This window comes from Nostoc sp. UIC 10890 (genome assembly GCF_054786515.1).
In genome coordinates, this window is record NZ_JBSGKF010000002.1 from 224,067 (window position 1) to 236,533 (window position 12,467).

Here is a 12,467-nt window from a genome sequence, read left to right on the forward strand (position 1 = left end):
AACTATTCCTAAATAGGATATGAACAAACTACATTTTTATAGTCTCTGCACTTGGAGCATGAGATTTATAAACTGTTCTGTTCCCAATCTAAATAGTCTTGCTGTAGGTTGGTTTGATGTTAGAAAATCTAACAGAACCCAACTTCAGGTATTATCTGCAACTTCACTAATTTTTAAATACCATCAGAATTTCGAGGGCGATCGCGCTCCTCAACATTTTTATCAGAAGTAGACAAGGTTGGTTGCTTGTGGTTATCGAGATAAACCTCTGTTTCATAATTGAACCCGTCGTACTCTAAATTACCTGCTGGTACTAAACGTGAACGGGTACGACGATTAGACCAGAAAGCACCTCCCATGAAAGCAACTGTCGCAAGTGCTACTCCTCCACCTGCTGTTAACCACAAAGGTGGTGAGAAACTGTTAGTTTTAACTTCAGTTTCTTCTGCATGAGAACCACTTTCTTCGTTGTGTTCTTCTTCTGGTTTACTACCACCCCGCAATGATTGAGCGTAAAGTTGGGGCGCACGTTGGGTGACGATCGCATCTCCCTCAAACAAACCCGTCTTCACCTCAACCATGTCCCCAGAGGTTTGACCCAAGGTCACTTCCGCAGATTGGAAAGCATTCCCATTTTGGACGTAGATCATTTTTTTCCCATTCGCATCGACTATAGCCGAGCTAGGAACCGCCAAGATCGGTGCAGATGCTTGGTTTGTTAGTACTTCCAATTCCGCAAACATTCCAGGTTTGAGTTGTCCGCTTGGGTTATTTACTTCAGCTTGTACTGAGACAACCCGTGTTTCCCCTTGTACTACCGCACCAATCTGTGTAATCTTTCCAGAAAAGGTACGGTCTGGTAAGCTAGCAACTTTTAGACTTACTCTTTGACCTACTTTTACTTTGTCTAAATCTTTTTCATAAATATTGGCTGTGGCAAAAACCCGACTATCATTGACAATAGTCATGAGTGTGCCACCTGCATCATTAAAAGTTTGACCAAGGGTAACTTCGCGATCAGCAACTTTACCGGAGATGGGAGCAGTCACTGTTACCAATCCCTTGGCATTTGGACGGTTGCCTATTTGTTGCAGTCTAGTATTATAAGCAGAATCACTAAGACGTAAACGCTCTTGTGCTACTTGAACAGCAGACTCAGCGCGTTTCATTTGGGCTTCGCTTTCAATGATATCTCGTCTGCTGTTGGCTGAGGTGAGTTTGGCTTTTGCTTCCGCTAATTGTGTTTGAGATTCGAGCGCGTTGCGACGTGGTAAAGCGCCTTCATTAGCTAACTGTAAATCCTTATTATATTTTTCTTCCGCAAATGCTACCTGGCTTTGGGCTTGGGCAATGTCGGCGTTAGATATTTGTAAATATCTTTGATAATTTTGTTGAGCTAATCTGGAATCGGCTTGCGCTTGCTGCAAAGAAGCTATAGCTTCCGCTCGTTTTTCTTGGGAACTAACCCGTAACTCCACCAGATCGGGACTGGTGACAACGGCAAGGGGTTGACCCTTTTTGACTACAGCACCGGGTTCCACCAACAATTCAACCACTTTTGCCCCTGTAATTGGGGTATTCACTTCCACTTTTTGGCTAGGTAAAGTTTCAATCTGTCCAGTACTTTTAATACCCAAAGCCAGCCGTTGCCGTTTCACTGGCTCGACTTTAATTCCTAGCCTCTGGGCGGTTTCGGCATCAACTTCGACAGAACCACTTGCTTCGCTTCCACCACCCTGAAATGAACTTGCACCGCTATGGTCGTGTCCAGCACCAGCTAACACAGCTGTGGGAGTTGTCAGCAATAAAAGGCTTAGGACTGTGCCGGAAACACAACGAATTGCTGTAGGTGGTTGGAGACTTTTAGAGATTCCCATCGCTATTTTGTGTCCTTGAGTTACTGTGGTGTAGATTTGTACTTAGACGTTGGTTGACTTTTTAAGCGGGATTTCGAGAACCGCTTTTGGCAAGCAAGCGGTTTCGCTCTTGGAATTTGTTTACGAAGCCAAATTAACCACTTAACTTAATAGTCTTTCATACAAATATGAAATTGGGATGAAATTAGGACAAGAGATTAGCAATGAAGCTCACCCACTAACTTGCAATGCTAATCCAGAAATATCCCCAACAACCACTCCACCAAGTATTTCTGTCACCAAACCACGAGCCGAAAAACTCCTGAAGCGATCGCAATACCCATCAACACTGGAAAAGCAACGAGAAATACGACAAAAAACGCTATTATATCTTTGCTCAAAGAGCATTTGTAGTATTTAATACTTTAAATTACCTCTTAGGATTTCTCGTAAATCTACTTCTACAGGATGCCCAAACCCCTTAGGTGTAGGTAGAAGAGGCTTGAGAATTAACCATTCAGCATCGCTTAAATCGCTTGGGTAGGGTTTGCGATACGGATTCTCAATTGTAGGTAGACGGCTCATCGACAACAACATAACTACACTCGATTTAGCCTATAACCTTAGTCAAGGCAGATTTAGTTCTCTTTAGATTTTGTTTACGAATCAGCTCTTATAACTCGATTTTTCTTATTACTTTAGCCGGGACACCGTATGCCAGGACACCATCAACTAGATCATTGACGACAACCGCACCAGCTCCAATCAGCGTATTTCTACCTATCCGCACATTGTTTATGACTGTCGCTCCAATTCCTACCCAAGTTCCACTTCCCACAGTTACTCTTCCTCCTAAATGAACACCTGGGGAAATATGAACTCCATCTTCTATTACGCACTCATGGTCAACACTCGCACAACTATTAATAATCACATTTTGACCAATCTTTGCTTGAGAATTAATTATTGCTCCTGCTGCTATGACGGCTCCCGCTCCTATAGATACATCAGCAGCAATTGTTGCTTTTGGATGGATAGCATTTGCTAAAGTAAAACCTTTTATCTCAACTAATTGAGATAAATTTAATCGTGCCTGACAATTACCAAATCCAAAAATTATGTACTTAATGCTTTTATTATAAATATCTAATTGTTCCTGTCCCCCAAGAATTGGCGCTCCGCAAAATTTTTCGCCACGACGCTGTGGATTCAGATCGTCAATAAAGCCGACAATTTCATAGTTTTCTTGTAATCGGATTATATCTGCCACTACTAAGGCATGTCCCGAAGCACCCCATACCAACAATTTTGGAAGCATAAAGGTTTATCTAAATAGTTAAGTCTCTTGTCTGTGGAAAACTGTAAATTAAAAATAGGGAGCGATCGCACCTACGCAAACATCTATAACCCATACACCATAGTAGTTTGTCTAGTGCGATCGCTCCTGTATTTGGGATTTCATCATTCAATTCAGTAACGCAATTTTTGCACTGAATTATTGACGTTGCAGTGCGAAAATAAGTACCAGAATTTCACTCACAATTCCGGCAATCATTCCATAGGCTGCTGAAGTAGCTCCACTATGTCCAGTGAAAATGAGACTTCCACATACTATCAAGGTAAGGGCAGCCGCAATTAACGTTGCCAGATTAATGAACCAGTTCTTTGCGCGGTGAATCAAAAGCCCTTGAAATGTATTTTGGAGTGCAAGGAGGAGGGGTAAACACGAAAGCACTTGTATGACTGGAATTGCTGCTTCTACAAGAGATGGATTATCACCAAAAAACTGGCGAAGCAGCGAGAATCCTTGACTCGTAAACCCCAGAAAAAGTGGTATCGAGGTAAAACCCAAACCGACAAGAACTACGAAAGTAGCAAGTGTCTGCTTTGAAGTCTCTTCATAAGAGGAAATTACTACTTGCTGAACCATTCGTGTACCGTTGGCAATAGAAAGAACCAGTCCCCAGGCAGCAGGCCATACAGCAAGAGCAAGACTACCATCGAATGAGCGAGCAACGAAACTCAAGAGTATTGCCCTCGCACCCCAGATTAGCAGCATTGTTGAGGCAAGGGGAAGATAGTAAAATGTGACACCTTGAAAGGTTTTAGGAAGCTTTTTAATATCCTGGTGTGTCTGCTGGTCAAGAATAGAGGTAATACTAAGACGCGAACAGAACCATGTGACTAGCATTGCTTCAATAAGTATTGCTCCCATCATAGTAATACCCGCAAGCGCTGCCCCATCACTTTTAAGATTCACTCCTATTGCCAGGGCTACAATTACCCAAGTAAATCGTGCAACACTTGCCCATCCTACAGGGACACTTTTTCGAGCGCGGATCAGAAGCCCTTGAAAGAATCGTCGCCAAGCAATGACGAACGGCCACAGGAACATCAAAAGAAAGGGAGTTCTGCCTCGTGTGGCGATGAAAGAACTGACTCCAAATACATCAATAAGAAGCCAGTTATATAGAGGTTCCCAGGTGAGTACCAGAAAGATCCCACTAAGGGAGAGTCCTGCAATCATTGTAAACTGCCAAAGCGCCCGCCGAGACGCGTTATAATTCCCCAGTGCGGTTGAGGCATGAAGGATCATAATAATGGGGCTTTCCAGAAATACAGCAACTGCCTTGACGACACCTACTCCTGCTAAGGTTTCTTGAGGGAATGCAAGGCGACTGAGTGCTGCTGTCTGAAGCGGATCACCAAGGGTCATGGCTACATCGGACAGGGAAAGAGGGATAAACTGGGTGAGTAGCGTCAGGAGCGATCGCTCTTGAAGTGCGTTCTTACCTTCCTCAAGCTGGGGTGGGGTATTCATGAAATTTTTTAATCCTATCCGATGAGATACTAAAAATACACGGGACTCAGTGAGGCGATCGCCTGATCAAGATGCTCTCCTTCGATCAGTGCAAACCCATGATGGTCAAGCCAATTGGCATCATACACAGTTTCAAGATAGCGATCGCCTCTATCGGGGTTGATCATGAGAATACGTGCATCGGGGCCAAGCTCACGCGCCAGATGCAAACCACCAGCCACAATTGCCCCAGTTGACGCACCCAGAAGTAATCCCTCACGACGTGCAAGTGCATGGCACACCGAGTAGGCGATCGCTTCAGGCACTACATAAGCACGACTTAGGAGCGAGAGATCGAGATTAGGTGGAAAAAATGATAACCCAATACCTGTCATCTTGTATGGTTTTGCTGGTGTTCCCATAATCACTGACCCCTCCACATCGACACCAACAACTTGCAGTCCAGGAAACCGGGGTAAAAGATAGCGGGCAATTCCCATTATCTGCCCCGCAGTGCTAACACCAACCACCACAGCATCGAGGTCAGAAGGAAAGTGAGCTTCAATCTCACGCGCCGTGTAGTATGAATGTGCCTCAAGATTTAGAGGATTTAAGTGCTGACACGGATACCAAGCATGAGGAATAGTTGCTGCAAGCTCTTTCGCCCGTTTCATTCGTGCCTTTTGCATCGAGCCTGATTCGTCTGCTTCGTGAAGAGGTACATCCACAAGTTCTGCACCGTATGCTGCAAGCATTCGCCGAAACGGTGGAGCAGTTTTTGCATCAACTACAATAATGACTCGATATCCTCGTGCCGCTCCCACCATTGCCAGCCCAACGCCAAAATTGCCTGAACTTGACTCGATAATCGTACCTCCAGGTGTAAGAAGTCCCTCTTCCTCCGCACGCGTAACGAGGTAAACCGCATTTTTCTCCTTAATTGATCCTCCAGGATTGCAGCTCTCAAGCTTTAATAAACATTCTGATTCAAGACATACACGAGAGATGTTTCCCAGCCGTACAATCGGTACATTTCCCAGTGCTTGGGTAACATCTACAGAGCCAATCTTTTTGTATCTATTACGATTGTTACATTCAGAGCTAGAAAAGTTCTTGAACGATGAAGATTGGGTGAGATAATTCATATTTAACATCTACTAAAAGAATGAGTAATTTGGCAAAATTACCGTAAGTACTGCTTCATGAACTCGCTCACTCAATAAGGCTTATTTTCTGTTATGCTTACAGCCTAATTTTAGTGAGATTGCAAATAAAGAGGATGTTGTGTATAGCTCTATTGCAATGTCTAATTACATCAGCCACCGTCGTTATTTGTAAATTGGCTTTTGTGCTGTAGCAAATGGTGTGTCAGAATGACAAAATATCACTCTTAGGGAGGAATTTATGTTTAATAAAGTCATTCATTCAAGCCTATTACAAAAAATATAAGTTCTATTCATAGTTGAGTAGAACTTATATTTCTATGTTGAACGCTGACGATGAAAACAGGATGAAATTTTAAACAAAATCTTAATTTTTTTTCAAACAGCAGTAGTTATGATATGGTTTATACCGCTAAAAAACTGTTTAGTACCACTGCCACTTTCGATGTACAAAATTGTGAGGTGCAGACAGGTCATAGTCTAAACTCTATTTGGTACAGTGATTTGATACAACACAGCAAGGGTCTGAGACTCCTAAATTTTAGACGATTCAATTAGGGTGATAAAAATATTAAACCTGGGTCATTAAGTTCTTAATGTAACTTTCTACTCTACTGCCCATTTCACTCTTTTTGCAAGTAACAATGATAAGGTTAGTGCCAGCATCCCCAGCGATGCAATTCCGAGATGAACCAAATGGTAAAAAGGCCACTGATAACGAAGGTCAGCCCAGTTACTTGGAGCATTAACTGGAGTCCAGGTATCAATTTGCTGATTAATCGGTTGAATAAATAATGCCCAGATAAGCCACATCAGAATCATGCAAACTAACCCAACTAAGGTGAGCCAGAAAGACTTTCGCTGACGGCGAATCAAAATGGTCTGCATACGGGTTAGCAATACTATTGCTTCTGCATCTACACCAGAGGTGAAACCAGCCCAAGCTCAACCAAATGAGGATAGAGTTGTAGAGTTTACCGCTCCCGAAGCCCAACTAGAGCAGGGTAGGGCTGTAGAGTTAGCCTATGCCCGTATCCAAGAGTTTCCTGAGTTAGAATTCACTCATGAAGAGAGTGAAACTTCCATAGCTTTATTTGGCTGCGATTGCCCACCCTGCTTAAATGCTCTACGTCAGATGCGGGGTTTGCCTGGTTTAGCAAGCTAGTACATTGAAAGGGACAGCAATACTTAAATTTTAATTTTTTTGGCTTTGAGTTTAAGTTTTTGCACCATTAGCTGATTGAGTTGGAGCAGGCTGTTGAGTCAGTACAGTCCAAATAAAAAAAGTTTTATCCGATTAACTTACCAATTTCATTTAATTTCTGCTCCAAGATTTCTTGTAAAGATTGAAGTTGTTCACGACTATAGGACTCCTATTTGATTTTTGAACAACTAAACTCCTTAGAAGCTTGAGATACAAAGCTTTCTTGCTCAGTATACTGAGCAAGATTCAAGTAGGATTCCTATAGCATTAGCTAAAGTTATCTCAGATAATCCACTACTGATTTATTGAATAATTACTTTTACTTCTTTCGATTCAGATTGTTCTGATGTTAAATACTTAGCTTTAATACCCTTAATTAAATTACGTGTCTCAGGTAGAGTTAAACTTTCTTAGAATAAGGGTTTACCCAAACTTTGAAAATATTGAAAATTAGTTTTTATAAAGTTATTGATTTTATTAACAAATATGTAGCCATCCGTATTTTAAGCAAACTGTATGAAATTTATTACTAATTTATATATCAACGAATGTTGGTTAAATATTGAATTTTTGTTGATTTGCTTTTTGAGATAGAGCTTACATAATAGAACCAATCTATGTAAAAGAGAGTAGTCAGATTTCATTGAATAATGAGTATTTATTTGCTTCCTTATATAGCTAATTATCAGGGCAAGTATATGAGCATTTTAGAATTGATACAGATATTAAATTTTTTGCATAAGTATATTTATGATTATTTATTCTGGAAGTATTCATAGAATGATGTAGCCATTTTATGTGGTTTGCAGATACCTATATAACCAATTAGTCTCATCGTTAAAGCTTGCTTATACTAAACGTATTTCAATTATTACAAATGATTTTTTATGAAAAATAAGGTTTAAAAGTTTCGATTTACATCAACAAAGTGTATTTGCGTTGTAGAGGATTGCTATGTCTCAAAATAGAACCAATAAGGGTAATAAAGTCATGTCTGATGATAATACAACCAATAGTAATAATAGTAAACCTCAAAAGCGGCTAATAATTGTCACAGGTGATAAAGGTGGCGTGGGAAAAAGCACCTTTGCACGGGCGCTGTTTCAACTGTACATTAATAAAAATTTACCTTGTGTTACTTATGAAGCTGACTTAAGAAATCCTCAGTTAGAAAGATATTTCAAAAAAGACTACCGACCAATAATACGTTACATTGATATTTTCCATAGAGGTGGTGCTGACGATTTATTAATTAATTTAGATGAGAGTGATTGTCCTATTACGCTATTAGACTTACCAGCACAATCTGGAGGTTTCTTTGAAAGTTATGTCAAAGAACTTTCATTTTTTGAAGTGCTTAAAACCGATATTAATTGTCAAGTTACGATGGTTTCAGTGATTAGTAGGGTTCTTGATTCCATAAATGTTCTAGAAAAACTGCGTGAACTTTGTAAAGATCAAGTAGATTATATTGTCGTCAAGAACTTATTTCATGGTGAAGAAGAAAAATTTGAGCGATATAATGACGCTTTTCTACGTCAAAATATGCTTGCAGAAGGTCTAGTAGAACTTGTGATGCCAGATTTATTCTACAAATCCTACGACTTTATTGACCGCCATGCTCTGACATTTAATGAAGGTCAGACTCATAAAGGAACAAATATTGTGATTAAGTCGAGAATTAAATCTTGGCTTGCTGAGTTTGAAGCGCAAATCAAGCCAGCATTTAATTTATTTGGTTTTGATATACAACCAGATGATTGTTACTATCCAGCAGTTGTTGAAAAGTCTAAAGAGCTTAGAGAAAATGAAGAAAAAGAAAAAGCTAAAAATCAAGATTCAAATTTACAATCTGAAAATATAGCTGCTTAATTTAGTAGTTTGCTTAGTTTATTATGTTTAGAAAGCGTTTTGTGATTACATCGGGTGATGCTCGTGTAGGTAAGTCCACAGCTTCTAGGCTCTTACTAGAGTTGTACTTGAAAAATAAACTCAATGTGCGTGTTTTCTACCACGGGCATCGCAATAAGCTATCGATGTATCAAACACAACGCTTTGAGATAAACCATTTGGGATTCTCTAGAGGTGATTCTGATAGGTTATTACTCGACTTAGAAATGTTTCCGAAAATTGAAGTGATTTTGACTGATATGCCAGGTCAAAACCTCCGAGAATTCAAGTTTTTTGAGAGGGATGTTTCACTGATAGAAAACCTTAATTGTCTGGGATATCGTGTTACTTTCTTGCACCCGATATCACACCGTAAAGACTGTGTTGAAGATTATCTTCAGGATTTATATCAGCATTTTGGTAGTCAGGTTGATTATGCTGTTATCCAAAATCATTACTTTGGCAAGCAATTTAGACACTATGAGGGGAGTCAATTCCAAGCTGATATTAAAAAATTAAACGGCTTGGAACTAGTTTTAGGTGGATTGCATAATGACTTTTACCAGTTGCTTGAGGATGCTAGTTTACCTTATACTCAACTGATTGAAACTAACTCTCCTCTTAATACTATTCAGCGTTCGATAGTATTCAACTGGATGGAGAATTTTCATAACTCTATTGTTTCTAATGGAATAGCTTCTAATTATCTAGGGTTGAGTATCAACTGTGCAGAATTAGTTTCTCCGGGTGTAAGTAAACAAAGTCCTTCCAATCTTGATGTAACTGAAGATGTTGAATCTGAGAAATGGTAAGTATTTGCTTTACCAAATTAACCGTGAGGTTTCAAATTGACTATTTAAACAACCTATGACCAATATTGCAAAAGTTGTTGAAAAAGTTGTTGCAGAATATTCTGAAGAAAAAAAAGCAGAGGTTACTGATTGGATACTTAAATTGGGTATTCGGCCTGATGACCCCTTGTTTAACCTATATGCGGAACTGGGTACAACTCAGTTTGCGTTGCAGCAGCTACCAGGTAGGCTTGACTCCCTTGTGGTGGGTTGGACTGACATGGTAGACGATAAGCTTAATAGTGCTTCTAAGGTGGCTATACACCAACAAAAAAGTGCGATCGCAGAAGCGGCGAAGGATTTAGTTAAGATGACTAAGCAAGCTGGTGGGATTTTGCCTCACTTCGGTGTAAGTAATTGGCGATTGGCACAAGTGGCCGGGGTATTGGGTTTTGTACTGGCTTTAGGCGCTGCAATTGGTGTTTTTACATACAAGACTATCGCTGGAAGTGTAACTTTTCAGCAGGCGGCTTCTGGATCTGCCATCTTACAATCTGAAGATAAAAAGCTTCTAGATTGGGCTAAATCCAATGAAGGTAAGATAGCACGTAGTATTTATGTTAGAAACGCCGCCATCATTAAAACTTGCCGCCAGCAGAAAAAGTATTCAGGTGGCTGCATAATTGCAGTTGATTAATTTTTTAGGCAACCCAGCCTTTGTATCCCTTATTACTCGTTTTAGCTGTATCTTTTTGACTTTTTTGGTTTGTTTTGACTCTTGTGTGGGTTTCTTGAGTAACTTCTTCTTCGATTTTCATGTCTGTAAAGCTGAGGATTCCCAGGCGGATTGCTTCGCGGATAGCGTTTAACCTATCTTTGACTCCTAGCTTTATAAATGAATTATGTAGATATGACCTTACTGTACCTTCTGAAACATACATGACATTGGCAATTTCATTATTTTTCATGCCTCCGGCAGCTAATTGAAGAACTGTGATTTCTTTATTAGAGAAATCACTTAGCAAATCTAGTGCATTTCTATCGGGTGTGTCATTTGACCTGAGACTATCAATCAGAATACGATTAATAGTTGGGTCAATCCATGATTCATTATTGTACGCAGCCATTACTGCTTCAACGAATCTTTCTCCTACTTCTTCTCTAACGCTATTTTTAGCGTAGTAGCAGTCTGCGCCATTACTAATTGCTGCGTTAATGGTATCTCGGCTGCTATTTGCAGTCATAACCACAATTCTAATTGATGCGTGTTTGGATTTAATTGTGCTTATTACATCAATGCCATCGATATCCGGTAAATCAATATTTATGATTACGATATCTGGCTTTTCTTTGTCAACAATTTCTATTCCTTGTTTTCCGTATTTGGCAACGCCACAGACTTGGATTGCACCAGTTTCAGATAATATTGTTGCCGCGCCAATCCTAGATATGTTCTCATTTTCAATGATGACAACATTAATAGGTTTCATATTATATGCTTTTTTGGTTTGGTATTGTCCCTGATAATAATACTTATAGCACTTAGCTTTTTTAGAATTTTTAATCTTTACAATTACTATAAAATAATTAGCTTATTTAAAATCTTTATTATTATTTGTAAAAATTTTACAAAGTAATTGGGTGGTTTATATAGTTTTCATTAAGCAATCTATTTACTAGATGATTTTATTTATCAGTACTGGTTTTAATAGTTATTAGCGAATTGATGGAGGAATAAATAATTTTTTATGAAGAGCGATAAAATTTTAGGATGGATAGAAACGATTGTTGTTTGGTCTTTAATGGGGATGCTATGTTTGGTCGGGTTAGGCAGATTGCCTGTTAACCCGACGAGTTTGTTTGACTTTACTGCGTCTTTTTACTATTTTGCTGTTGTGGTTGTTATTTGTCCAAAGACTCCACTGAGTTTTAATAAAAAGCTGATTTTTGGATTTATAGCTTTTATGTATGGTGTGTGGTTTGGGTTGATTTAATCTAGCTCTTTAGCAGAATCCTGGTTTTTGAATTTTTTTTGACTCTGTTCACGGCGTGCTTGTTGCTCATTGAACAGAGTCTTGAAACGTTCAAATTCCTCTTTGGTGAGATTATTAATGGTGATAGAGTACTCTTCTGAGTTATTGTCACAAGATGCCAAGAGTACTTCTCGACTTTGTTCGGAATCAGGCCAATTTCTATCAAGGCTAAGAGTTTGCGAATCTTCTTCTAATTTTAGACTTGCGGTATATTCTTCACTTTCATAAATAATACCTTGTGTCTCTTTATCTGATTTTCCCAATATATCTAAGCGGTCTAAAATTATAGGAATAACAAACTGTCTAATTTGAAAATCTGCGGTAAGAGATTGTACTTTGTCTTCTGGAGTTTCTTCTACTGGTTTGCCATTATTGTCGTCATTTTTAGTTGTGAGATTTTTTAGAATCTCTGGTTCAATTGTATTTTCTTTAGACTGGTTTACTTCGGGTTGTAAAGATAGTTTTTGACTAACTGAATTAACAGAAATGATAGGTTCAATTTCTGTCGAGCTTAACTTTACTTCCTCTTGCGCTATTTCACTGATTCTATTCATTTCTGAATTTAAGTTTAACACAGCCTGTTTTCGTTCCTCAGCAGTTGGAGGCTTTTTTGCAGATTCTTCAAATTTATCATCAGGGATGTTAAGCTGTTTGATCAATTCTCTGAGGAGACTGGCTTGCATAGCCGGAGTTAAACCTTCTACTGGAAGTTCGATTAGTTCTTTCATGC

13 protein-coding genes and 1 pseudogene are annotated in these 12,467 nt (G+C 39.3%); 6 read left to right on the forward strand and 8 right to left on the reverse strand.

Features of this window, described 5'->3' with window-relative positions; genetic code table 11:
- Positions 1-173: 173 nt before the first annotated feature.
- On the reverse strand, positions 174-1,877 hold the full coding sequence (locus ACWATR_RS30920; RefSeq protein ID WP_460341306.1) for an efflux RND transporter periplasmic adaptor subunit: 1,704 nt from the start codon (positions 1,875-1,877) through the stop codon (positions 174-176).
- Between the two features lie 178 nt (positions 1,878-2,055).
- On the opposite strand from ACWATR_RS30920, the gene ACWATR_RS30925 reads away from it, so the two are divergent.
- The gene (locus tag ACWATR_RS30925) at positions 2,056-2,277 is read left to right on the forward strand and encodes a hypothetical protein (RefSeq protein ID WP_414567981.1); all 222 of its coding nucleotides are present in this window, start codon (positions 2,056-2,058) and stop codon (positions 2,275-2,277) included.
- 17 nt (positions 2,278-2,294) lie between these two features.
- Here ACWATR_RS30925 and ACWATR_RS30930 read toward each other — a convergent pair.
- From ACWATR_RS30930 to ACWATR_RS30950, 5 genes and pseudogenes are all read right to left on the reverse strand, one after another.
- Positions 2,295-2,441 (reverse strand): annotated as a pseudogene (locus ACWATR_RS30930) (IS5/IS1182 family transposase); the annotation flags it as partial.
- Positions 2,442-2,529: 88 nt separating this feature from the next.
- On the reverse strand, positions 2,530-3,174 hold the full coding sequence (locus tag ACWATR_RS30935; protein ID WP_460341309.1) for an acetyltransferase: 645 nt from the start codon (positions 3,172-3,174) through the stop codon (positions 2,530-2,532).
- 177 nt (positions 3,175-3,351) lie between these two features.
- On the reverse strand, positions 3,352-4,677 hold the full coding sequence (locus ACWATR_RS30940) for a hypothetical protein (RefSeq protein ID WP_460341311.1): 1,326 nt from the start codon (positions 4,675-4,677) through the stop codon (positions 3,352-3,354).
- 29 nt (positions 4,678-4,706) lie between these two features.
- Positions 4,707-5,801 carry a cysteine synthase family protein gene (locus tag ACWATR_RS30945; RefSeq protein WP_414567979.1) on the reverse strand — a complete coding sequence of 365 codons (1,095 nt, stop codon included), beginning with the start codon at positions 5,799-5,801 and terminating at the stop codon, positions 4,707-4,709.
- A 624-nt stretch (positions 5,802-6,425) separates the two neighbouring features.
- Entirely contained in the window at positions 6,426-6,707 is a 282-nt protein-coding gene (locus ACWATR_RS30950; protein ID WP_289794647.1) for a DUF1772 domain-containing protein, read from the reverse strand.
- Between ACWATR_RS30950 and ACWATR_RS30955 the strand changes: the two genes are divergently transcribed.
- The 4 genes from ACWATR_RS30955 to ACWATR_RS30970 all read left to right on the forward strand — a co-directional run bounded on the left by ACWATR_RS30955 (position 6,697) and on the right by ACWATR_RS30970 (position 10,401).
- Positions 6,697-6,984 carry a hypothetical protein gene (locus ACWATR_RS30955; protein WP_289794648.1) on the forward strand — a complete coding sequence of 96 codons (288 nt, stop codon included), beginning with the start codon at positions 6,697-6,699 and terminating at the stop codon, positions 6,982-6,984. The genes ACWATR_RS30950 and ACWATR_RS30955 overlap by 11 nt on opposite strands.
- A 1,029-nt stretch (positions 6,985-8,013) precedes the next feature.
- Positions 8,014-8,895, forward strand: a complete 882-nt coding sequence (locus tag ACWATR_RS30960; protein WP_460341453.1) for a P-loop NTPase family protein — start codon at positions 8,014-8,016, stop codon at positions 8,893-8,895.
- A 23-nt stretch (positions 8,896-8,918) separates the two neighbouring features.
- Positions 8,919-9,725 carry a hypothetical protein gene (locus ACWATR_RS30965; RefSeq protein ID WP_289794650.1) on the forward strand — a complete coding sequence of 269 codons (807 nt, stop codon included), beginning with the start codon at positions 8,919-8,921 and terminating at the stop codon, positions 9,723-9,725.
- A 55-nt stretch (positions 9,726-9,780) separates the two neighbouring features.
- Positions 9,781-10,401 carry a DUF6753 family protein gene (locus tag ACWATR_RS30970; protein WP_289794651.1) on the forward strand — a complete coding sequence of 207 codons (621 nt, stop codon included), beginning with the start codon at positions 9,781-9,783 and terminating at the stop codon, positions 10,399-10,401.
- 4 nt (positions 10,402-10,405) lie between these two features.
- Here the strand turns inward: ACWATR_RS30970 and ACWATR_RS30975 are convergent, their stop codons facing one another.
- On the reverse strand, positions 10,406-11,194 hold the full coding sequence (locus ACWATR_RS30975; RefSeq protein WP_229485707.1) for a response regulator: 789 nt from the start codon (positions 11,192-11,194) through the stop codon (positions 10,406-10,408).
- Between the two features lie 258 nt (positions 11,195-11,452).
- Between ACWATR_RS30975 and ACWATR_RS30980 the strand changes: the two genes are divergently transcribed.
- Positions 11,453-11,698, forward strand: coding sequence for a hypothetical protein (locus ACWATR_RS30980; protein WP_289794652.1), 246 nt, complete (start codon positions 11,453-11,455; stop codon positions 11,696-11,698).
- On the opposite strand, the gene ACWATR_RS30985 is transcribed toward ACWATR_RS30980, so the two are convergent.
- The gene (locus tag ACWATR_RS30985; protein ID WP_460341320.1) at positions 11,695-12,465 is read right to left on the reverse strand and encodes a hypothetical protein; all 771 of its coding nucleotides are present in this window, start codon (positions 12,463-12,465) and stop codon (positions 11,695-11,697) included. The genes ACWATR_RS30980 and ACWATR_RS30985 overlap by 4 nt on opposite strands.
- Positions 12,466-12,467 lie beyond the last annotated feature (2 nt).

What these genes read in the sequence shown, in the direction of transcription:
- ACWATR_RS30925 (WP_414567981.1), top strand. Translation starts at nt 2,056, where the DNA reads ATGAAATTAGGACAAGAGATTAGCAATGAAGCTCACCCACTAACTTGC.
- ACWATR_RS30945 (WP_414567979.1), bottom strand. Translation starts at nt 5,801, where the DNA reads ATGAATTATCTCACCCAATCTTCATCGTTCAAGAACTTTTCTAGCTCT.
- ACWATR_RS30940 (WP_460341311.1), bottom strand. Translation starts at nt 4,677, where the DNA reads ATGAATACCCCACCCCAGCTTGAGGAAGGTAAGAACGCACTTCAAGAG.
- ACWATR_RS30980 (WP_289794652.1), top strand. Translation starts at nt 11,453, where the DNA reads ATGAAGAGCGATAAAATTTTAGGATGGATAGAAACGATTGTTGTTTGG.
- ACWATR_RS30985 (WP_460341320.1), bottom strand. Translation starts at nt 12,465, where the DNA reads ATGAAAGAACTAATCGAACTTCCAGTAGAAGGTTTAACTCCGGCTATG.
- ACWATR_RS30950 (WP_289794647.1), bottom strand. Translation starts at nt 6,707, where the DNA reads ATGCAGACCATTTTGATTCGCCGTCAGCGAAAGTCTTTCTGGCTCACC.
- ACWATR_RS30920 (WP_460341306.1), bottom strand. Translation starts at nt 1,877, where the DNA reads ATGGGAATCTCTAAAAGTCTCCAACCACCTACAGCAATTCGTTGTGTT.
- ACWATR_RS30960 (WP_460341453.1), top strand. Translation starts at nt 8,014, where the DNA reads ATGTCTGATGATAATACAACCAATAGTAATAATAGTAAACCTCAAAAG.
- ACWATR_RS30975 (WP_229485707.1), bottom strand. Translation starts at nt 11,194, where the DNA reads ATGAAACCTATTAATGTTGTCATCATTGAAAATGAGAACATATCTAGG.
- ACWATR_RS30965 (WP_289794650.1), top strand. Translation starts at nt 8,919, where the DNA reads ATGTTTAGAAAGCGTTTTGTGATTACATCGGGTGATGCTCGTGTAGGT.
- ACWATR_RS30955 (WP_289794648.1), top strand. Translation starts at nt 6,697, where the DNA reads ATGGTCTGCATACGGGTTAGCAATACTATTGCTTCTGCATCTACACCA.
- ACWATR_RS30935 (WP_460341309.1), bottom strand. Translation starts at nt 3,174, where the DNA reads ATGCTTCCAAAATTGTTGGTATGGGGTGCTTCGGGACATGCCTTAGTA.
- ACWATR_RS30970 (WP_289794651.1), top strand. Translation starts at nt 9,781, where the DNA reads ATGACCAATATTGCAAAAGTTGTTGAAAAAGTTGTTGCAGAATATTCT.